The 22,081-nt window shown below is 57.2% G+C and carries 17 protein-coding genes; 9 read left to right on the top strand and 8 right to left on the bottom strand.

The window, feature by feature from the left end; translation table 11 throughout:
* Position 1: 1 nt before the first annotated feature.
* From rbsC to budA, 6 genes are all read right to left on the bottom strand, one after another.
* A complete protein-coding gene (gene rbsC / locus FA91_RS18795; RefSeq protein ID WP_034918276.1) occupies positions 2 to 970 on the bottom strand; it encodes a ribose ABC transporter permease in 969 nt (322 codons plus the stop codon).
* Positions 970 to 2,478, bottom strand: a complete 1,509-nt coding sequence (rbsA, locus tag FA91_RS18790; protein WP_034918273.1) for a ribose ABC transporter ATP-binding protein RbsA — start codon at positions 2,476 to 2,478, stop codon at positions 970 to 972. The genes rbsC and rbsA overlap by 1 nt, the downstream gene beginning before the upstream one ends.
* Before the next feature lie 7 nt (positions 2,479 to 2,485).
* Positions 2,486 to 2,905, bottom strand: coding sequence for a D-ribose pyranase (gene rbsD, locus FA91_RS18785; protein ID WP_034918270.1), 420 nt, complete (start codon positions 2,903 to 2,905; stop codon positions 2,486 to 2,488).
* 193 nt (positions 2,906 to 3,098) lie between these two features.
* Positions 3,099 to 3,872 (bottom strand): (S)-acetoin forming diacetyl reductase, encoded by a 774-nt coding sequence (locus FA91_RS18780; RefSeq protein WP_034918267.1) that lies wholly within the window; start codon positions 3,870 to 3,872, stop codon positions 3,099 to 3,101.
* A 19-nt stretch (positions 3,873 to 3,891) separates the two neighbouring features.
* Entirely contained in the window at positions 3,892 to 5,571 is a 1,680-nt protein-coding gene (gene alsS / locus FA91_RS18775) for an acetolactate synthase AlsS (protein WP_034918265.1), read from the bottom strand.
* 17 nt (positions 5,572 to 5,588) lie between these two features.
* Positions 5,589 to 6,371, bottom strand: a complete 783-nt coding sequence (budA, locus tag FA91_RS18770; protein ID WP_034918262.1) for an acetolactate decarboxylase — start codon at positions 6,369 to 6,371, stop codon at positions 5,589 to 5,591.
* A gap of 103 nt (positions 6,372 to 6,474) precedes the next feature.
* Here budA and FA91_RS18765 point away from each other — a divergent pair, with 103 nt between their 5' ends.
* Positions 6,475 to 7,368 carry a LysR family transcriptional regulator gene (locus FA91_RS18765; RefSeq protein WP_034918260.1) on the top strand — a complete coding sequence of 298 codons (894 nt, stop codon included), beginning with the start codon at positions 6,475 to 6,477 and terminating at the stop codon, positions 7,366 to 7,368.
* A 17-nt stretch (positions 7,369 to 7,385) separates the two neighbouring features.
* Here FA91_RS18765 and FA91_RS18760 read toward each other — a convergent pair whose 3' ends face one another.
* Entirely contained in the window at positions 7,386 to 7,784 is a 399-nt protein-coding gene (locus FA91_RS18760) for a YgiW/YdeI family stress tolerance OB fold protein (protein WP_034918257.1), read from the bottom strand.
* Between the two features lie 182 nt (positions 7,785 to 7,966).
* Between FA91_RS18760 and qseB the strand changes: the two genes are divergently transcribed.
* Together qseB and qseC are read left to right on the top strand one after the other, a co-directional pair.
* A complete protein-coding gene (qseB, locus tag FA91_RS18755; RefSeq protein WP_034918254.1) occupies positions 7,967 to 8,629 on the top strand; it encodes a quorum sensing response regulator transcription factor QseB in 663 nt (220 codons plus the stop codon).
* Positions 8,626 to 9,963 (top strand): quorum sensing histidine kinase QseC, encoded by a 1,338-nt coding sequence (gene qseC / locus FA91_RS18750; RefSeq protein ID WP_034918251.1) that lies wholly within the window; start codon positions 8,626 to 8,628, stop codon positions 9,961 to 9,963. Before qseB ends, qseC begins: the two co-directional genes overlap by 4 nt.
* Before the next feature lie 17 nt (positions 9,964 to 9,980).
* On the opposite strand, the gene kup is transcribed toward qseC, so the two are convergent.
* Entirely contained in the window at positions 9,981 to 11,849 is a 1,869-nt protein-coding gene (gene kup, locus FA91_RS18745) for a low affinity potassium transporter Kup (protein ID WP_034918248.1), read from the bottom strand.
* A 253-nt stretch (positions 11,850 to 12,102) separates the two neighbouring features.
* Here kup and ravA point away from each other — a divergent pair, with 253 nt between their 5' ends.
* The 6 genes from ravA to mioC all read left to right on the top strand — a co-directional run bounded on the left by ravA (position 12,103) and on the right by mioC (position 21,931).
* Positions 12,103 to 13,593, top strand: a complete 1,491-nt coding sequence (ravA, locus tag FA91_RS18740; RefSeq protein ID WP_034918246.1) for an ATPase RavA — start codon at positions 12,103 to 12,105, stop codon at positions 13,591 to 13,593.
* Positions 13,590 to 15,053 (top strand): ATPase RavA stimulator ViaA, encoded by a 1,464-nt coding sequence (gene viaA / locus FA91_RS18735; RefSeq protein ID WP_034918243.1) that lies wholly within the window; start codon positions 13,590 to 13,592, stop codon positions 15,051 to 15,053. The genes ravA and viaA overlap by 4 nt, the downstream gene beginning before the upstream one ends.
* A gap of 207 nt (positions 15,054 to 15,260) precedes the next feature.
* Entirely contained in the window at positions 15,261 to 18,560 is a 3,300-nt protein-coding gene (locus FA91_RS18730) for an autotransporter outer membrane beta-barrel domain-containing protein (protein ID WP_034918241.1), read from the top strand.
* A gap of 74 nt (positions 18,561 to 18,634) precedes the next feature.
* Positions 18,635 to 20,758: a 5-histidylcysteine sulfoxide synthase gene (gene ovoA / locus FA91_RS18725; RefSeq protein ID WP_034918238.1), complete on the top strand. Its 2,124-nt coding sequence runs from the start codon at positions 18,635 to 18,637 to the stop codon at positions 20,756 to 20,758.
* A 99-nt stretch (positions 20,759 to 20,857) separates the two neighbouring features.
* Positions 20,858 to 21,319 carry a transcriptional regulator AsnC gene (asnC, locus tag FA91_RS18720; protein ID WP_034918236.1) on the top strand — a complete coding sequence of 154 codons (462 nt, stop codon included), beginning with the start codon at positions 20,858 to 20,860 and terminating at the stop codon, positions 21,317 to 21,319.
* A gap of 168 nt (positions 21,320 to 21,487) precedes the next feature.
* Positions 21,488 to 21,931, top strand: a complete 444-nt coding sequence (gene mioC, locus FA91_RS18715; protein ID WP_034918233.1) for an FMN-binding protein MioC — start codon at positions 21,488 to 21,490, stop codon at positions 21,929 to 21,931.
* Positions 21,932 to 22,081: the final 150 nt, after the last annotated feature.

The following is a 22,081-nucleotide window of genomic DNA, read 5'->3' as shown; positions in this document are numbered from 1 at the left end:
GTTATTTACTGCTTTTGTTATCTACCAGCACCGCCAGCAAAATGACGACAGCTTTGACGATCATTTGGTAGTAAGACGACACGCCGAGCAGGTTCAGCCCGTTGTTCAAAAATCCGAGGATCAGTGCACCAATCAGCGTACCCATTATCCGGCCCTTGCCGCCCGCCAGACTGGTGCCGCCAAGCACCACCGCCGCAATCGCATCCAGTTCATACCCCGTCCCCGCCGTTGGCTGCGCCGAGGAGAGACGCGCCACTTCGATGGTGCTGGCCAGCGCGGCCAGCATGCCGCTGAGGGCATAAACAACGATCTTGATGCGGCTGACGCTGATGCCGGAGAGACGGGTTGCCGCCTCGTTGCCGCCCAGCGCATAGATGTAGCGTCCCAGACGGGTGTGATGCAGCATGTACCACGCCAGCAGGAAGACAATCGCCATCAGCCATATCGGCGTCGGGATGCCCAGCGGACGACCGATGCCAAACCAGCCGAGCAGGTCGGCGTTGTCGTTAAAGCCGGTATTGATCGGGCTGCCGTCGGTATAAACCATGGTAACGCCGCGCAACAGCAGCATCATTACCAGCGTGGCGATAAACGCCTGCACCTTGCCTTTCGCGATAATGCTGCCGGTTACCGCACCAATAACGGTGCCGAGCGCCAGCGAAGCCGCAACGGCCACCAGCGCGTTCACCTCCATGCCGACCAGCGACGCGCCTACCGCGCCGGTCAGCGCCAGTAGCGAACCGACCGAGAGATCGATACCTGATGTCAGGATCACCAGCGTCATCCCGACGGCCATAATGGCGTTGACCGAGGTCTGTTGCAGGATGTTGAACATGTTGTTCACGGTGAAAAAGTTCGGGCTCATGCTGGAAACAATCGCAATCAGCACAAGCAGCGCGATCAGCGATTTCTGCTCCAGCAGCCAGGCTTTACTGAAAATACGATTGGCCTGAAGAGTTTGGGTGTTCATTATATTGCCAGCTCCGCGCTATTTTGCTTACCTACTGCCGCCGCCATCAGCACTTCCTGCGTGGCCTGTTCAATGGGGAAATCGCCGCTCAGGCGGCCTTCATGCATCACCAGTACGCGATCGCTCATGCCAAGCACCTCCGGCATTTCCGAGGAGATCAGGATGATACTCAGCCCCTCGTCTTTGAACTGATTGATTAACTGGTAAATTTCTTTCTTCGCGCCCACATCAACGCCGCGCGTGGGTTCATCAAGGATCAGCACTTTTGGCCGCGTCATCAGCCCGCGCGCAATGGCAATTTTCTGCTGATTGCCGCCGGAAAGCAGGCCAACAGGCTGCTCCATTGACGGCGTTTTCACATTAAACAGTTCGATGAAATCGCCGACCGCCATCTGCTCTTCCGCGTGCTTCAGGCGTCCGCCGCGATGGCTGAAATAGTCCAGTGCGGTGAGCGACATGTTCTCTTTTACCGACATGCCCAGCACCAGCCCGTCGCGCTTGCGATCCTCAGAGATATAAACGATGCCGTGGCGCAGTCCGTCTTCCGGCGTCTGCGTGATGACCTTTTTACCGTCAAGCGTCACGCTGCCGCTGGTGCGCGGAAAAGCGCCATACAGTACTTTCATCAGTTCGGTGCGGCCCGCGCCCATCAGCCCGGCCACGCCAAGAATTTCGCCTTTACGCAGCGAAAAGCTGACGTTATCGACGCCGGGCCCGCTCAGGTTTTCCACCCGCAGGCGAACGTCACCCGGCGCTTTATCCAGCCGTGGATACTGCTCTTCCAGCTTGCGCCCGACCATCATCTCAATCAGCGAGGCTTCATCGAGGCCGTTAACCGGGCGCTCAGCGATAAACTGACCGTCGCGGAAAATAGTCACGTCGTCGCAAATTTCAAAAATCTCTTTCATGCGGTGCGAGATATAAACAATGCCGCAACCCTGCGCCTTCAGCTCACGAATAACGCGAAACAGCGACACGGTTTCCGTATCGGTCAGCGCATCCGTCGGCTCGTCCATCACGATGACTTTTGACTCGTAGCTCAGTACTTTAGCGATTTCGACCATCTGCTGATCGCCAATCGACAGCTCGCCCACCAGCCGGTGACTGTTAAAGCGCAGGTTCAACCGCTTCAGCAGCACATCCGCCTCGGCGTGCATCTTTTTCCAGTTGATGCAGCCAAAGCCGTTAACGAACTCGCGGCCAAGAAAGATATTTTCCGCAATGCTGAGCTGCGGGATCAGGTTCAGCTCCTGATGAATAATGCCAATACCTGCTTCCTGCGAGGCTTTCGGCCCATTGAACGTGGTTTCGTTACCCAGCCACAACACCGATCCGGCGTCGCGTGGATAAATACCGGTCATCACCTTCATCATGGTGGATTTGCCCGCGCCGTTTTCACCGACCAGCGCCATCACGCGGCCCGGCCATACATTCAGTGCGGCGCCGGAGAGCGCCTTCACGCCGGGAAACGATTTATCAATACCCTTGAGTTGCAATAAAGGTTGCATCGCGACCTCAGAAAGTGACGCCGGCGCAGAGGATGATATTCGCATAGGGAGAACACTCTCCGCTGCGAATGACCGCCCTGCTGCGCTGCGTTTGCTGTTTAAACTGCTGGTGGCTGACGTACTGAATATTAATGCGGTTTCCCTGGTGCTTTTGCAGCAAATCGAGCAGGGCGAGCAGTTCGCTATGGAGCTGTGGATTATGCGAGTGGATCTCTTCCGCGATGACAGCGCTCTCGACCTGCATCTCCTGCGTTACCGCTTCCACCACCTGCATAAAAGTGGGCACGCCCTGCGTTACCGCCAGGTCAATGCGCTGCGGGCCGGTCGGAATGGGCAGGCCCGCATCGCCGATCGTCAGGCTGTCGGTGTGGCCCAGACGGGAGACAAGATAAGAGATTTCAGAATGTAGTAAGGCGCCTTTTTTCATCATTCACTCCAGAGCGAAACGTTTCGCTGCCGATGAGTGTAAAAGAGGCGTTTAAGAATTCAACGGGAAAGTTATGGAAATGTGATCGCTATCGAAACGTTTCGCTGACCAGGTTAAAAACGTTGTCAGGGAGGGTCTTTGAGTTCATGCCGCGCGAAAATAGCCGGCGTAAACCGGCCATGCGCTGAGAGACTTAATTGAAGACCATGCCGCCATCAATCAGTAATGACTGGCCAGTCATATAATTTGAATCGGGGCCCGCCAGGAAGGAGACGCAGGCGGCAACGTCTTCGGGTTCAGAAAGACGGCCAAGCGTAATACGTTTAGCAAATTCGGCCGTGCCGTAGCCAGCGGGCTGTCCCGCCTGGCGGGATACCTGACGATCGATCTCGTCCCACATAGGCGTTTTAACTATGCCCGGACAGTAGCCATTAACGGTAATGCCCGCCGGGGCCAGATCGCGCGCTGCGGTTTGTGTCAGGCCGCGAACGGCAAATTTACTGGAGCTGTAAACAGCCAGTTCAGGGTTGCCCACATGCCCGGCCTGGGAACAGGCATTGATGATCTTGCCGCCGTGGCCTTCCGCTTTGAAAGCCGCCACGGCCGCCTGAATTCCCCAGATCACGCCTTTAACGTTGATATCGTAGACTTTATCCACAATTTCAGCGCTGATCTCCTCAATGGGCGTGGTCGGCGCCACGCCCGCGTTGTTAACAATGACATCAAAGCCGCCCAGCGCGTTGCGCGCCTCTTCAACGGCGGCAAACACCCGATCGCGTTTTGAAACGTCCACCGTCACCGCCACGGCTTTGCCGCCTGCCTGGATGATTTCATCGGCAACCTGGCGGGCGGTCTGACTGTTAAAGTCCGCCACCGCCACGGAAAAGCCGTCTTTCGCCAGTCGTAACGCAATGGCTTTGCCAATTCCCTGACCGCTGCCGGTGACGAATGCTACTTTGTTTTTCATGTCTGCTCCTTAACCGTATTTAAAGAATCTGACTCAGATGCAACTGACCCATAAGCATCGGGTTATCGCTATAATCCACCGGTATCGCCACTACGGCGGGGCCCGGTACATCCATTGCCTTACGCAACACAGGCTCCAGCGCGCTGGCGCTTTCCACGGCAAAACCCGCGGCGCCAAATGCTTCGGCATAGGCTTTAAAATCTACCGGCCCGAATTTCACCCCGGATACGCGCTGATATTTTTTCTGCTCCTGCATCGCCACCATGTTGTATTCCTCGTCCACCCAGATGATGTGCAGCACGTTGGCTTTCAGCCTGACCGCCGTCTCCAGTTCCATGCTCGACTGAAGGAAGCCGCCATCACCCGAAACGGAGACCACTTTACGGCTGGGATCCACCAGCCAGGCGCCAATTGCCCACGGCAGCGCGACACCCATCGTTTGTTGACCGTTAGAGATCATGATCTGGCGGGCGCGGAAGCTGTAAAGGTATCGGGCGATCCAGATATGGAAACTGCCCATGTCTACCGTCAGGGTGACGTCGCTATTGATGATGTCCTGCATCGCCCGCACGATACGCAACGGGTGCAGAGCAAACTGATTAAGGCTCTGCCCCTGAAGCGACAGCAATTTCCGCTGTTGCTGGCGATCCTGCAAAATTGAGGCAGCCTGCGCGCTGAGTTGCAAAGGTGAAGGGATACGCGCTGCCAGTTTCTCCAGCGTGGCGGCGATATTTCCTATCAGTTCGGCATCCGGCATATAGTTGTTATCCACATCCGCCGGCAGCACATCAATATGAACCAGGGTCGCGGTTCCGCTATTCCACAGGGTGGGCTCATACTCGACCGGACTGTAGCCGATGGTAACAATCAGATCGGCCTGGCGAAGAAGACGATCCCCCGCCTGGTTATTAAACAGGCCAACCCGACCGGCAAACCGCGAGAAATGCTCCTGCCGTACGGCACCGGCAGCCTGATAGGTACTGGTAACCGGAATATGGCTGCGTTCTAACAGGCGATGGAGCGCTTCGCTGTTTTCCGGCTGGCTGGCCATCAGGCCGAGCAATAAAACGGGATTTTTCGCCTGAGCGATTTGTGCGGCCACCGCCTCAATCGCCACATCCGGCGCCGGGCCAGCCAGCATATGCCCTTTGCTGACAAGCATGTTGCCCCGCGCCGGTTGGTCAACAATATCCTGTGGCAGGCTGACAAAGGCGCCGCCACCGCGACCATATTCCGCATGACGAAAGGCATTGGAAAGGATTTCAGAGAGCGCGTTAGCATCCGTGACTTCCACCGCATATTTGGTGACCGGACGAAACATGGCAACCGTGTCCATACTCTGATGCACCTGTTTTGCGCTGTCGGCGCGCTTCACCGCCCCGCCCAGCGCCACCACCGGATCGCCCTCGCTGGTGGCGGTTGCCATACCGGTAATCAGGTTTGAACAGCCTGGGCCTGAGGTGACCAGCGCCACGCCCGCGTTTCCGGTCAGTCGTCCCACCGCCGCCGCCATAAACGCGGCATTGGCTTCATGACGTACCGGAATGGTCTGGATAGAGGAGTCCACCAGCGAATCGAATACCTTATCGATTTTCGCGCCAGGAATGCCAAAAACCTGCTTCACGCCCTGCGCTTCCAGCTGCGCCACCACTAAATCAGCGCCATGCTGCCAGATCTGAACATCAGTTGGGTTTTTCATTACGACTCCTTAAGACGTTAGCTTTCAACGGAACGGATGGCAGCATCCAGATCGTCAGGATTCAAATTTGCCCGCAAAAAATCGCTGTCTTGCGGCAGGTCGACGATCAGTTTGCTGATTTCGCCAAAGGTCAGGACGCCCTGCTCCAGCTGATAGTCAAGCAGGTGTCCGCCGCCCTGCCGATCATCGGTAATAAAGTGTTCGTGATAGCCTGCAACGTTAATGCCCTGCATGTATTGCGGCGTGCGAAAACCAATCAGCACGCCGTTGCGCTGGTTAAAGTGAAAGACGGGTTGCTGATCCAGCACTTCCGGCATCGAGCGATAAGGGCGGTGCTGGCAGGGAACTGTGCGTGTCTGCGCTGATGAAAAATGGCCGTCAATGCGCAACGCGCAGAACTGGTTATCTGATGTGACCTGGCTGTCGATAACATCATGAATGGCCTGTCGACTGGCGGGCTGGCTGAAAGAGTGACGGTACTGCGGCCGGAAAAAAGTCATCACCGCGAACGGCGTTTTTTGATCTTTTCCGGCCTCACGGGCGCTGCCGTCGGCACGTAATTGATAGACGCCGTTATCAAACGCAATCAGCTCGCCATCCAGCTGATTGAAGGTGCCCAGGCCAAAGTCGCCTTTTTTCAACAGGTCAGCAACCGTGGTGCTGCCTTCGTAAACGCCGCTCAACAGCGCGCTCATTAACGATGTCTGATAAATTACGTTTTCTGGATGTTTCTGCTGAAGCCCACTCAGGGTTGTCGCCAGTTGTTGCTCACATAAACAATCAGTTACAGAATGTTTCATGTCAACCTCGCTATTGAAAAGGTAAGAATAATTAATAGAATGTTGACTCGATTCAGCCGCTGATACCAATATAGAAAAGGCACAACCTTGAGACGTTTTTAATATGGAGCTTCGACACCTGCGCTATTTTGTGGCCGTCGCTGAGACCCACAACTTCACCCGAGCCGCTGAAATGCTTGGGATCTCTCAGCCTCCGCTGAGCCAGCAAATCCTGCGTCTCGAACGGGAGATCGGCTTACCGTTATTGAAAAGGCTTACCCGCAGCGTTGAACTGACGCAGGCAGGTGAAGCCTTTTATCAGGATGCCTGCCAGATCCTGGAACTGAGCGGCCACGCGTTAGAGAAGGCGAAGGGCATCGCGCGGGGCGTTATCGGCAAACTCTCGTTGGGCTTTGCCAGTTCGGTGACGTTTCATGCGTCGGTATATCGCTTGCTGCGGGATTTTCAGGCCAGGTATCCGCAGATGGCGATGGATACCCGTGAACAAAATATGGCTGCGCTGATGCATGATCTGCATGAAGGGGTGCTGGATGCGGCGTTTATTCGCTTGCCCTGTGAGAGCAGCAATGCCTGTAATCTCAAGGTGATTGCCAGTGAGAAAATGGTGGCTGTGCTGCCGCCGGGACATGCGCTGGCCGGGAAATCAAGCGTATCGCTGGAGCAATTGAGGAACGAGACGCTAATTCTCTTTCCTCAGGAGGTGTCGCCCAGCCTGTATGAACTGATCGTCAGCGCCTGCCTGCGAGCAGGGTTTCAGCCGCATGCCGGGCAGCAGGCGCCACAGATCGCGCCAGCTATTGGCATGGTGGCGAATGGGTTTGGTTTTACCATTGTGCCGGAATCGCTGAACTGTATCCGCCATCCTGGCGTGACGTTTCATCGCATTAATGACGTCACGTTACACAGTGATATCGCGCTGGCATGGCGCAGGTTAGATCGCTCACCGGCGGTATTGCATCTGGTTGCCTTGCTGGACGACGACAGGCAGGAGACATGATCCCCTGCCTGTGCCGATTAGCCCTGAATCTTCTTAATGTGTTTCACATCCAGCTCAAGCGAGTTGAAATCCTTGTCCAGCTTGCCCTGTAGTTCGACTTTATCGCCGGGCGAAACGGTTTGTCCTTCCCAGCGCTTATCGTCGATCTCCACCGTCATCGTGCCGGTGGCGTCACGGAAAAGATATTCCTCATCGCCCACGCGCTTTTCAAGATTGCCACGCATCGTCACCCAGTCGTCGTCTTTCAGATCCTGCGCCTGTTTGATCGTTGCCTGCGTGCCATTCGGGCCGCTGAAGCCCCCCTTTTGTACAGCAGCGGCGGGCGCGTTCGGATCGACAAATCCGCCGCTCTGTGCGGCAAGAACCGGTGTGGAAACCAGGGCAGCGATAGCCAATAAAGCAGCATGTTTTTTCATCGTTTTACCTCAATGCGTTCGGCGGCATTTACCGCATTTTCGTTGCGTTCGATGCTGATTACACCACAGGGTTCTTAACAGGATCTTAAGGCAAAACTATTTCGCGAAACGTGGCGAAAAGCCGTGAAATGTCAGCCTTCACAGGGTAAAACAGCCCGAGGAAATGAGATGAGGACAGGGCAATGCGTATCTTGGTCATTGAAGACGATCGATTGATTGGCGACGGCATTCGCGCTGGTCTGGGGAAAATGGGCTTCAGCGTGGACTGGTTCACCGACGGCAAAACCGGCCAGGCGGCATTGAGCAGCGCGCCTTATGACGCCGTGGTGTTAGATCTCACGCTGCCGGGCGTTGACGGCCTGGCTATCCTGCGCGCATGGCGGCAGCAAAAGGAAGACGTGCCGGTGCTGATCCTCACGGCCAGAGACGCGCTGGCGCAGAGAATCGCGGGCCTGGATACGGGCGCGGACGACTACCTGTGCAAACCGTTTGCGCTCAGCGAAGTGGCCGCGCGGCTTCAGGCGCTGATCCGCCGCCGCCACGGTCAGCTTCAGCCAACCCTCACTCACGGCCCGGTAACAATGGAAACCCGCTCGCACACGGTGACGCTCGACGGCGAACCGCTGACGCTGAAGGCACGCGAACTGGCGCTGCTGGAGCTGTTTCTGATGAGCGCGGGCCGCGTGCTGACGCGTGCGCAGCTTGAAGAGAAACTTTACGGCTGGGACGATGACGTCTCCAGCAATGCGGTTGAGGTGCATATTCATCATCTGCGTAAAAAGCTTGGCAGCACCTTTATTCGCACCATTCATGGCGTGGGTTATACGCTGGGAGACGTCGGATGAGCCTGCGCCTGCGCCTGATGGCCGGTTTTATCGTGCTGACGCTGATCTGCTGGGGCGCGGCCGGCGTCGGCGCCTGGTGGCAGACGCGCGATAAAATCAATGAGCTGTTCGATACGCAGCAGATGCTGTTTGCGAAACGGCTGGCGACTATCAATCCGGAGCAGCTAAGCCACGATCCGCTTACGTTGCCGAAAACGAAAAAACTGCTTCGCCATCATCGCGGCGATCAGGAAGATGACGCGCTGGCGTTCGCGGTCTTCACCAAAGCGGGTGAAATGGTGATGAACGACGGCGATAACGGCAAAGACTTTCTTTTTCATTACAGCCGCAACGGCTTTATTGACGGCAAACTCAAAGGCGACAACGATTTATGGCGCATGGTCTGGCTGACCACGCCGGACGATCGCTACGTAGTGGTGGTGGGCCAGGAGTGGGAGTATCGCGATGATATGACCCGCGACATCGTGCAAACTAACCTGCTGCCGTGGCTGATCGCCCTGCCGCTGATGCTGCTGCTGCTGCTGTGGCTGGTCACCCGCGAGCTGGCCCCGCTGAAACGCATCGCCCGCCAACTTCGCACACGCGCCGCTGATGATGCTTCACCGCTGATCGAACAGCGTATTCCGCAGGAGGTGCGTCCGCTGCTGGCAGAGCTGAACGCGCTGTTTGCCCGCACCGGCGACATGCTCAACCGCGAACGGCGCTTCACCTCGGATGCCGCGCATGAACTGAGAAGCCCGCTGGCCGCGCTGAAGGTGCAGGCCGAAGTGGCGCAGCTGGCGGAAAATGATGACGCGATGCGCCGCCATGCGCTGAGCAATCTGGACGTCGGGATCGATCGCGCCACCCGGCTGGTGGATCAGCTGTTAACGCTCTCACGGCTGGAGAGCGAAAGCGAGCTGGACACGCAACGCGTTGATCTTACTGCATTGCTACAGCAGTCGATTGTCGATCACTACGCGCAGGCACAGGAAAAAAACGTGGAGATTTCGCTGCACGCGCCGCCAACAGCGGTTTTGCGCCAGGGCGAACCGCTGTTGCTGACGTTAATGATACGAAACCTGCTGAATAACGCCATTCGCTACAGTCCACCGGGCAGTCTGGTCAGCGTGACGCTGAAACAGAACGCCATTGAGGTGCGTGATAATGGCGCAGGCGTCAGTGATGAGGCGATGGCCCGCATCGGCGAGCGGTTTTATCGTCCGCCCGGTCAGGAACTTTCCGGCAGCGGCCTGGGGCTGTCGATTGTCGGCCGCATCGCGCAGCTGCACGGCATGCGCGTCAGCTTTGACAATGCGCCGACGGGCGGCTTTGTTGTCACGCTCAGCGGGTAAAAAGGCCTTTCGGCCCTTTAAATTTCCACCTGCGTGCCCAGTTCGATCACCCGGTTTGGAGGGATTTTGAACTGATCCGGCGCGCGCAGAGCGTTTTTCTGTAGCATCAGGAACAGCTTGCCGCGCAGGCGCAGATACCACGGACGCTTGCCAATAATCAGCGACTCGTGCGACATAAAAAACGACGTCTCCATCATCCGACAGTTCAGGCCTTCCAGCCCGCAGCGGTGGAAAATCTCTTCCATATTGGGCGTTTCGCGCCAGCCGTAGCTGGCCACCACGCGCCAGAAGGTGGGTGAAAGCTGCTCAATCGCCACGCGTCGGATGTTATGCACATAAGGCGCATCTTCCGTGCGCAGCGTCAACAGCACCACGCGCTCGTGCAACACCTTGTTGTGCTTGAGATTATGCAGCATCGCGAACGGAATGACGTTGAGCGCGCGCGACATATACACGGCGGTGCCGGACACGCGCACCGGCGGCGATTTCTCTAACGAAGCAATCATCGCCTCAAGCGAATTGCCGTGCTCGTGCATGCGGCGCAACAGGCGGAAACGCTCGCTCTTCCACGTGGTCATGATAATAAACATCACGATAGCCAGACAGAGCGGCAGCCAGCCGCCGGAGAACACTTTGACCAGGTTGGCGGAGAACAGCGACAGGTCGATACAGAGCATCGCGACCAGCATCGCCAGCACCAGATAGCGGTTCCAGTGCCAGTTTTTGATTGCCACGGTGGAGCAGAGAATGGCGGTGAGCACCATCGTGCCGGTGACCGCAATGCCATAGGCCGCCGCCAGATTGCTGGAGTGCTCGAAAGCAACGATCACAATCACTACGGCAAAAAAGAGTATCCAGTTAATCACCGGAATGTAGATCTGCCCGGACTCTTCTTCCGAGGTGTGCACGATGCGCATCGGCGGCAAATAGCCAAGCCGCACCGCCTGGCGGGTCAGCGAGAACACGCCGGAAATCACCGCCTGCGAGGCGATAACGGTCGCCAGCGTCGCCAGGATCAGCATCGGGATCAGCGCCCAGTCCGGCGCCAGCAGGAAGAACGGGTTTTTGATCGCCTGCGGATTTTTCAGCAGCAGCGCGCCCTGGCCGAAGTAGTTCAGCACCAGCGACGGCAGCACCACCGTAAACCAGGCCAGACGAATCGGCAGCTTCCCGAAGTGGCCCATGTCGGCATAGAGCGCCTCCACGCCGGTTATCGCCAGCACCACCGCGCCCAGCGCGAAGAATGAAACCTCTTTGTATTCAACAAAGAAGTGCATCGCCCAGTACGGATTCAGCGCGTGCAGCACGTCGGGGTTAGCCATAATGCCGCGCGCGCCGAGCACGGCCAGCACCAGGAACCACAGCAGCATCACCGGCGCGAAGAGCTTGCCGACCATGCCGGTGCCGTGTTTCTGAATCACAAAAAGCAGCGTCAGCACGCCAATAGCCAGCGGCACGATCCAGCTATCGAGGTTGGGGGCGATAATTTCCAGCCCTTCCATTGCCGACAGCACCGATACCGCCGGCGTTATGACCACCTCGCCATAGAAAAAGCTGCCGCCGATCAGTCCCATGATCACCAGCGCCGCGGTGGCTTTTGCGCCTGTATTGCGGCCTGCAAGCGACATCAGCGTTAAAATGCCGCCCTCGCCTGCGTTGTCGGCGCGCATTACGTAGCTGAGATATTTCAGCGAAACCACCAGCACCAGCAGCCAGAAAATCAGTGAGAGAAAGCCGAACACCGCGTCATGTTCAACGCCGAAACCAAACTGGCCGGACAGGCATTCGCGGAGTGTATAGAGGGGACTGGTACCAATATCGCCATAGACAACGCCGATTGCCGCCAGCGTCACGGCGCTAAGGGACTGTTTCTTTTCACTACTCATAGACTAATCTTGTATGGGAGTCGGCAGACGCGGGATTGCGCACGCCGTTTAAGGCCATCAAAAAGCGCACAGTATGCACGATTCATTATTAATACCCACCCCGGATTTCATGAAGAAAAGAATTTCAATGGTCTGTGTCACCCTTTGTAAAGAAAAAAGCTGACTCGTATCAACGCTTTCAAGCATCATAACCAGTAGTGTTTACGCTTGCCAGTAAGACGCTGGTTAGCCAGAGAAGGATGATTGCTTAATTATGCCTTACCCGATCGCAGAAAGAATCTCACGCCTGAGCAACGCGCTGGAAAAAGGTCTTTACGAGCGCCATCATGCGATCCGCCTTTGCCTGCTGGCTGCGCTGTGCGGCGAGAGCGTCTTTTTGCTCGGCCCGCCCGGCATTGCCAAAAGCCTGATTGCCCGACGCCTGAAATACGCGTTCCGCCATGCCCGCGCGTTTGAATACCTGATGACGCGTTTCTCCACGCCGGAAGAGGTTTTCGGCCCGCTCTCTATTCAGGCGCTGAAGGACGAAGGCCGCTATCAGCGGCTGACCAAAGGCTATCTCCCGGAAGCAGAAATCGTCTTCCTTGATGAGATCTGGAAAGCCGGCCCGGCCATTCTCAATACCTTGCTGACCGCCATTAACGAACGCCGTTTCCGCAATGGCGATGGTGAAGAAACCATTCCGATGCGTCTGCTGGTCACCGCGTCCAACGAGCTGCCCGAAGCCGACAGCGGGCTGGAAGCGCTCTACGACCGCATGCTCATTCGTCTGTGGCTGGACAACGTGCATGAGAAGCAGAACTTTCGCAGTATGCTGACGCACCATCAGGACGAAAACGACAATCCGGTGGCGGAATCGCTTTGCATCACTGATGAAGAGTATAGCCAGTGGCTGAAAGGGATTGCGCAGGTCACGCTGCCTGATGAGGTATTTGAACTGATCTTTACGCTGCGCCAGCAGTTGGAAAACCAACCCGACGCCCCTTACATCTCCGATCGCCGCTGGAAAAAAGCGATTCATCTGCTTCAGGCCAGCGCGTTTTACAGCGGACGGCAGAGCATTGCGCCGGTCGATTTGATCCTGTTGAAAGACTGTCTGTGGCACGACGTGACGTCAATGAAGCTGCTCGACAGTGAAATCGATGCGCTGATCACCCAGCAGGGCTGGCAGCAGCAGGCAATGCTGATGACGTTGCAGCAGATCGCTTCGCGCCGCCTCGCGCTGGAGCAGGAAAAGAGCGAGCAGAGGGCAATCCGGCTGGAAAAACACAGCGGTATGTTCAGCCGCAGGCCACATTACGATCTGCCTGACGCGCTGGCGGCGGAAACGCTGACGCTGATGCTGCAAAAACCACTGAAGCTGCACGATATGCAGGTGACGCACATCACCCTGGCCCGTGAGGCGCTGGATCACTGGCTGCAAAAAGGCGGCGAGGCGCGCGGCAAGCTGAACGGCATCGGCTTCGCGCAGTCGCTGGATCTGCACGTCGACAGCAGCGGCTGCCTGACGTTGCGCGACGTCAGCCTGCAAGCCTCGCGCCTGACGCTGCCGGGCAGCGCACAGAGCAGCACGCTGCCGGAAGAGATCGTGCAGGCTCTGGACGAAGTGGAAGCGCGGCTTCACGCCCAGCGCACGCGGTTCAGCCAGCAGCACCGTTGCCTGTTTATCAGCGACGACTGGCTGGCGCGTATTGAGGAGAGCCTGCAACAGGTGGCGGACGCGCTTAAGCAGGCGCGTCATTGATCTCATTAGAAACGCTGAGCCTGTTCCTCGCCGTCAGTGAAAATGAGCTGATCGAGGACGTGGTGCTCGCCCTTCTCGCCAGCCCGCAGCTGGTGCTGTTTTTCGAAAAATTCCCCGCGTTGAAAAAAGCGCTGTTGAAGGATCTGCCGCGCTGGAAGGCGGCGGTCCACGAACAGCTAAAGGTGAGCGCCGTGCCGGAGGCGCTGGCCGATGAGTTCAGCCGCTTCCGCCATTTTCAGCTCCTGAGCCACAGGGATTTTTGCCGCCAGCTTCCTGCGCTGGTTGCGCATCTTACCCAACACGCGTCGCCTTTCGCTGAAAAAGCCTGCGCGCTGGTGGATGCCGCCGGGTCATGCGATCTCAGTCCCCCGCAGCAAACCCTGTTTCTTCAGCGCTGGCGGCTGAGCCTGACGCTGCAAACGCTGGCGCTGAATCAGCAATTGCTCGATCGGGAGCGGGAAAAGCTGCTGGAAGAACTTCAGCAGCGCATGGCGATGAGCGGCCAGCTCTCACCGGTGCTCTCAGATGACGACGAGGCGGCGGCGGGCCGGCTGTGGGATCTTTCACGCGGCGCGCTTCAGCACGATGACTATCAGCTCATCGTTGATTACGGCGATTTTCTTGCCGACCAGCCTGCCTTAAAAAAAATCGCAGAGCAGCTGGGTCGGAGCCGTGAAGCGAAAGCCGTCCCGTCGCAGGACGCGCCGCTGGCGGCATTTCATCAGTGGGTTCGCGAACCGGATAACGTGCCCGAAGAGGTGAGCGGTCTGCATCAGAGCGATGACATTCTGCGGCTGCTGCCGCCGGAACTGGCGACGCTGGGCATCGGCGAGCTTGAGCTGGAATTTTATCGCCGCCTGGTAGAGAAGCGGCTGCTTACTTACCGGCTTCAGGGCGACGCCTGGCACGATAAAGTCGTCCGGCGCCCCGTTACCCATCAGCAGCACGATGAGCAGCCGCGCGGCCCGTTCATCGTCTGCGTGGACACGTCCGGCTCAATGGGCGGCTTTAATGAGCGTTGCGCCAAAGCTTTTTGCCTGGCGCTGTTAAAGGTCGCGCTGGCCGACAACCGACGCTGCTACATCATGCTGTTTGCCCATGACGTAGTGGCTTATGAGCTGACCGCCGCTGACGGCATCAGCCAGGCGATTCGCTTTCTCAGCCAGCGTTTTCGCGGCGGCACCGATCTGGCGGCCTGCCTGGATGCGGTTCTCCAGCGGCTGGGTTCACCCGACTGGCGCGACGCCGACGCGGTGATCCTCTCTGATTTTATCGCTCAGCGCCTGCCCGATGCGCTGGTGCAGCGAATCAAGCAGCATCAGCGCCAGCAGCAGCAGCGCTTCCACGCGGTTGCGCTGTCCGATCATGGAAAACCAGCCATCATGCGTATCTTTGACCATATCTGGCGCTTTGACACCGGCCTGAAAAGCCGTTTGCTGCGGCGCTGGCAGAAAGCCTGACTCCTTTTCTCCCCCGACTCCGAAATCGCGTCAGGAAAACGTTATTTTTTCGTTATTAGTTATTGCAATATATGACCTATAATTTCAAACCATAAAACAGAGAGTGGTTGGTCATTAGCGGTATTTCCTCATTTTTAATTAAAAAACGCCGGGTAATCAGTACGGTGCTTCTGTGCCTGAATTTTTTATTCGCGTAAGGACGTTAAAATGATGAAATGCCTGCCAGCGCTTTCGCTACTGTCTGTGGCGTTCGCTTTTCCAACAGCTGCTATCGAAAATCACCTTGTTTATAACCCTCAGGGCAACGCTGTTTTCCAGGTGCGCTTTTTTGACGTTGGTGATGGGCCCTTTATGCCCAATGATGACGACACAGGTTATGAATCAACGCGAAATATCTCTGCGGAGCACAAAGCGAAAATTCTGGCGGCGGCGCAATACTGGGCGGAAATCATCAGGCCACCGCAGGGATATCTTCCTGCCATTATCAACGTCGGTACCTTCAATGACGAAAATGCTGCCGGCTTCAGCGATAACGTCTCTGATGACAGCTTCAGTCTGACCAAACTTCAGGCCGTTATGACGGGCAATAATCCCGGCGCGTTGACCTACGGCTCTCACGGTCAGTTTGTGCTCGGCAGGCTCAATTTCGATAAAATTACCTATGTGCCCTCGCAGCAGCCCCGCGCCACAGATTTCGATCTGGTGGCGACCGTCAGGCACGAACTGGCGCACGGGCTGGGGATCACTAACAGCGTTGGCTATTTCACCAACGAGGCGGGCACCACCATCAGCCCGTTTTACGAGGACACGTTCGGCACCTGGACGGAGCATCTGCGCGACGACAACGGCAACCCGGCGCAGTATGAACAGGCCATTCTCTGTCAAGGCTGCGACAATGCTTACGATCCTGCGGCGTTCGACGTACGCCGCGATCAAGGTTATTTCACCGGCGAGCACGTCACCGAGGTGCTGGCGGGGGCAATGCGCGGCGTGCCGGTTAAAATTCTGGGCGTTGATGGCTCAATCGATACCGATTTTATGAGCCACAGCGAGCTCAAAAACAGCATGATGAGCCATCAGAACTATCGCAACTACACCACCTTTATGGAAGCAGAACTGGCGCTGATGCAGGATATGGGTTATCAGATCGACCGGCGCAATTTCTTCGGTTTTTCAGTGTATGGCAACGGCCAGACGCTGGTTAACCAGCACGGCTACTTTCAGCGCAACGCGGCGGGCACGGCCTATCTTCCCGGCACCTACAACACCGCCACGCTCGGTCTGGGGCTGCACGTTTACGGCAGCAATAACACTATTTTCCAGCAGGCGGATCTGCTGACGCGCGGCGACGGCGGCGCAGGGGTGCGTATTGACGGCCAGGGCAACACCTTAATCGTCAATCCGGGCACGCGGATTTACGCCGACGGCCTCAACGGGCGCGGCGTGCTGTTTGCCTATGGCAAGGATCACAACTTCATCCAGCGAGGCGATATTCAGGCGCTGGGCGACAGCGGTATTGCCGTCGATTTTAATTTTGGCCATAACCTGCTGGGCGACGAGACGGAATATCGCGGTTCGTGGATTTATGACAACTATGAATACTTCCTGCCTTACCGCTCGGAACTGGAAGGCGCGCTGGCAGACAATGTCGATATCAGCGGGCGACTGGCCGGGACTTACGCCGCCATTTCCATTTCTGAAAACGCGTTGGTCAATACCATTAACGTGCTCAACGGCGCCCAATTGCAGGGTGATATCTACTCCTTTTACGATCAGAAGACGCCCGACGGTGAACAGCGTCTGACGCAGCTCACCTTTGGTCGTCTGGCCGATGCGCAGGGTCGTGCGACCGCTCAAACCGATCCCGATTTCCGGCTACGCTACGAGGGGAATATCACGGGCATCAACCTTGCGCTGACCGCGCTGGGCGGCATCACGTCCCTGAACGGCACCCACCAGATTTACAGTATGACCATCGCGCCCGGCGCCACGCTGGGCGGCAACAGCGAATACACGCTGAATGCCGACCAGCTTTTTGTGAATAACGGCACCGTTTCGCCGGGCAACTCTCTGGGGCAGATAACCGTGAACGGCGACTATCAACAGGGTACGAGCGGACAACTGCGGCTGGAAGTGGACGGCAGCGGCGGACACGATACCTTTATCGTCAACGGCAACGCCGCGCTGGCGGGCCAGCTGACCGTTGTTCCGCTACGCGACTGGTACGCCAGCGGTTGGCAAATCAATTCGGCCAGCCTGATACAGGCCGATACCCTCAGCGGCGTTTTCAACGAGGTTAATGGTCAGTTAAGCTCGCCGACGCTGCAAGTGCAGGTGACGCCGCAGGGAGAAAACGGGTATCAGTTCAGTTTGCTGCGCGCCGAAAACGCCTACAGCCAGTACGGACAGGAGCGGAACGCCCGGCAGGCAGGCCAGGCGCTGGACCGCATTGTAACCAACGCGCGTGAAGACATGCAGCCGCTGTTTCGCACGCTGGATTTCTCGGCCGTGGACGGCAGCACCGTCGCCCGCGCGTTAAACCAGCTTTCACCTGCTGGCTACAGCGCCATGTTCGCCAGTTCGCTTAACCGCGAGCATCAGATCGACGACATCATCAGCGCAGACCGCGCGCTTGATCCGCAAGTCACCACCGACGAGTGGCGCAGTTTCGCCATACCTTTCGGCGGTGGCTTCTGGCAAGACCGCCAGCACGGCAGCGTGGGTTATGACGCCTCCAGCTACGGCGTCGTGTTTGGTGCGGAAAAACAGCGTACAGATAACCTGACGCTGGGCTTTCACGGCGCGGTAAGCGGCCAGTCGGTCAAGGTGAACTCACCGGAGACGGGAGAGGGCAAAACCACGGCTTTCGATCTGGGTGTGCAGGCACGCTATGCCCCCGATCCGCTGGCGGGCGCTTACCTCTTTGGCAGCGGCCGCGCAGGTATCGAAGACGGCGAGATGGATCGTACTATCAATGTCGATGATTATCGGGCACGCACTAACGCTACCTGGACCGGCTTCAGCGGCGCGGTAACGGCGGGCGGCGGCTATCGCTGGGCACTCAGTGATAACCTGAGCGCCGGGCCGCTGGCAGCACTGAACTACACTGCGCTTTCTCGTCGTGGGCTCAACGAAAGCGGCGACAACGGCAGCCGGCTAACGCTTGATTCAACCACGTTTGACGCATTGCGCTCACGCGTTGGCGTAAGCGGCGACTGGGATCAGTCGCTTTCATCGGCTGATGCGTTGAAAGCCAATCTGCAACTGACCTGGGATCACGAGCTGCTTGATACCGAACTGGTACAAAACGCCCGCTTTGTTGATTACAACAACAGCCGTTTCAACAGCAAAAACCGCGTCGTCGGGCGTGATTCGCTGGGTGCGCAGGCAGGGTTGTATTATCTGATGGGCAAAGAGGTCGAACTGGGCGCGGCTATCGCCAGCGATCTTTTCCGCTCCGGTTACGATTCCGTCTCCGGCAACCTCTCGGCAACCTGGCGTTTTTAAGCGGTACCTCGCTCCCGGCAGAGCGCCTGCTATAGTTTTAGTAAAAAACAACGCTATTCATACCGGGAGCAAACGTGTCATTACCGCAAGCGGGACTTCCCGCCTCCACCCGTACGCCGCTGCTGAGCGGCGGCGACGCAGAACTGAAACGTCAGGAACTGCTCGGCTATTTCAGAGAAACCTGGACGCTGTACGAAAGCTTGTTTGACTGCCTGGCCGACGAGCAGGCGTATTACACCAAAGCGATTTCGCTACGGCATCCGCTGATTTTCTATTTCGGCCATACCGCCACCTTTTATATTAATAAGCTGATCGCGGGCGGTCTGATTGACAGCCGCGTCGATCCACATATTGAAGCGATGATGGCGATAGGCGTGGACGAGATGAGCTGGGATGACCTCGACAACAGCCATTATGCCTGGCCGGGCGTGGCAGAGCTGCGTGACTACCGCGGCCGCGTACGCGCGCAGGTTGAAGCCGTTATCCAACGGATGCCGCTGACCTTACCCATCGACTGGCAAAGCCCCGCCTGGGTGATCCTGATGGGCATTGAGCACGAACGCATCCATCTGGAAACCTCCAGCGTGCTGATCCGCCAGCTACCGCTGGCGTGGGTAAAACCGCAGCCGCACTGGCCGGTTTGCCCTGACGCGCGACACGATCGCGCCAGCGTGCCGTCGAACGCGCTGCTGCCGGTGGCGGGCGGCACGGTCACGCAGGGGAAAACCGATGATACCTACGGCTGGGATAACGAATACGGCACGCTGACCACCGAAGTCAAACCGTTTAAAGCCAGCCAGATGCTGACCAGCAACGCAGAATTCTTTGAATTTATCTCCGCTGGCGGCTATCAGGACGACCGCTGGTGGGATGAAGAGGGGCTGGGCTGGCGCAGCTTCGCGCAGGCGACGATGCCAACGTTCTGGGTGGGTTCGCCCGATGCGCCGCGCCTGCGTCTGATGGCGCAGGAGGTGCCGATGCCGTGGGACTGGCCGGTTGAGGTTAATCAGCTGGAAGCCGCCGCCTTCTGCCGCTGGAAAGCCAGCCAGACAGGCCAATCCGTCCAGTTGCCCTCCGAGGCCGAATGGCTGCTGCTGCGGGAACAGGTAGAGGGCGATCAGCCTGACTGGCAGCAGGCGCCGGGCAATATCAATCTCGACTGGTGGGCGTCATCCTGCCCGGTCGATCGCTTCAGGCAGGGCGAATTTTTCGATCTGATCGGCAACGTCTGGCAGTGGACCACCACGCCAACCAACGGCCTGGAAGGCTTCAGGGTGCATCCGCTCTATGATGATTTCTCCACGCCGACGTTCGACGGCAAGCATGCGCTGATCAAGGGCGGCAGTTGGATCTCAACCGGCAACGAGGCGCTGAAATCTGCCCGCTACGCTTTCCGTCGGCACTTTTTCCAGCACGCCGGTTTTCGCTATGTTGTCTCTGCGCATCAGGAAAAGATGTCACTCAATCCCTATGAAACAGACGAAATGGTGTCGCAATATCTTGATTTCCAGTACGGCCCCGACTATTTCGGCACGCGGAACTACGCCAGCGCGCTGGTTGAGATTGCCTGCGGGTTGACCGAAAAACGCGGCGCGGCGCTTGATATTGGCTGCGCGACCGGCCGCGCCAGCTTCGAACTGGCTCGCCATTTTGATCAGGTCACAGGGATGGACTACTCGGCGCGCTTTATTGACGTGGCGCTTCAGTTAACGCATGGCGAAGACTTCCGCTATGTGGTTCAGCAAGAGGGCGATCTGGTGGACTATCGTCAGGTTCGGCTGAAGGATTTCGGCTTGGGCGAAGCGCAGGCCCGCCGTATCCGCTTTGTTCAGGGCGACGCCTGTAACCTGAAGCCGCAGGCCAATCTTTTCGATCTGGTGCTGGCGTCTAACCTGATCGATCGCCTGCGAGAGCCGACGCGCTTTTTAAACGATGTGACGCACATGCTCCGCTCTGACGGCATCCTGCTGCTCTCTTCCCCTTACACCTGGCTGGAAGCATACACGCCAAAAGAGAACTGGCTGGGCGGCATTCGCGAAAATGGCGAGGCGCTGACCACTTATCAGGCGCTTCAGCGACTGCTGGCGGCGGATTTTGAAGAGCTTGCCGTCCCGCAGGATGTCCCTTTCGTGATACGCGAAACGGCACGCAAATATCAGCACAGCGTGGCGCAGGTTACAGTATGGCGTAAGCGCTGAACGTGTCGCGGGTGTGGCAGGCACCCGCGATGCCGGTGATTGCCACTTTCCACACTTTGCTGCACAGTAAGCCGCGTAAATGTGAATAGCGGAGTTAACGTGTCTGAATCGCTGCAAATCGATAACCTGGATCGCGGCATCCTCAACGCCCTGATGGCGAACGCCCGCACCGCCTACGCTGAACTTGCCAAACAGTTTAACGTCAGCCCCGGCACCATCCACGTGCGCGTGGAGAAGATGAAACAGGCCGGCATTATCAAAGGCACGCGCGTGGAGATCGATCCCAAACACCTTGGTTATGATGTCTGCTGTTTTATCGGCATCATTCTGAAAAGCGCAAAAGATTATCCTTCCGCGCTGGCCCGCCTTGAGAGCCTTGATGAGGTGGTCGAAGCGTATTACACCACCGGGCACTACAGCATCTTTATTAAGGTGATGTGCCGATCGATTGATGCGCTCCAGCAGGTGCTGATCAACAAGATCCAGACCATTGATGAAATTCAGTCCACCGAAACGCTGATCTCCCTTCAGAACCCGATCATGCGCGGCATTAAGCCCTGATCGGTGCACACAATTATCCACACCGCGATCCCCGCTTTTTACGCGGACTGCCTGTATTAACAGGCAGCCAGTGCCGCGCACCTTCCTGATTAACCTTACTTACCCACAGGTAGATCCCAGATTGATCACAGCGTACAATAGCGGCCTTTGAGAGACAGAGATCCCTTTATGGCCGACGTAACCTTTATCACTGGCAGCACCCTGGGCAGCGCAGAATATGTCGCTGAGGATCTGGCCGAGAAGTTAGATGAAGCCGGCTTTTCTACAGAAGTGCTTCATGGCCCCGGCCTGGATGAGTTAAGCCAGCACGGCATCTGGCTGGTGGTCACATCAACGCACGGCGCCGGAGACATACCGGATAACCTTCAGCCACTGTTTGATGAGCTTGAAGAGAACAAGCCGGATTTAAGTCAGGTTCGCTATGGCGCCATTGGCATTGGTAATAAAGAGTATGACCTTTTCTGCGGTGCGATTGTAAAAATGGATAGCGCGCTCACCGCCTGTGGTGCAAAACGGCTGGGCGATCGTCTGGAAATTGACGTGCTGGAACATGAGATCCCCGAAGATCCCGCCGGCGTCTGGCTGGAAGAGTGGAAGACGCACCTGGGGTAAAGATCGTCGTTCAAAAAGTGCTTTTCTGAAGCGGGTTTTGTAAAGAATGCCCTTTTTTGCTGATAAAAACAGCGTTCATTTGTGGATAAGTAGGCTTATTACCGGGTAATAACCGGTTGTTATCCAAAGGACAACGCGCATACCGAACTG

Origin of the sequence: Erwinia sp. 9145 (assembly GCF_000745075.1) — a bacterium.
GTDB classification, from domain to species: Bacteria; Pseudomonadota; Gammaproteobacteria; order Enterobacterales; family Enterobacteriaceae; genus Erwinia; species Erwinia oleae.
The sequence above is the reverse complement of the archived record's forward strand: the minus strand, read 5'-3'. Positions and strand labels throughout refer to the sequence as shown.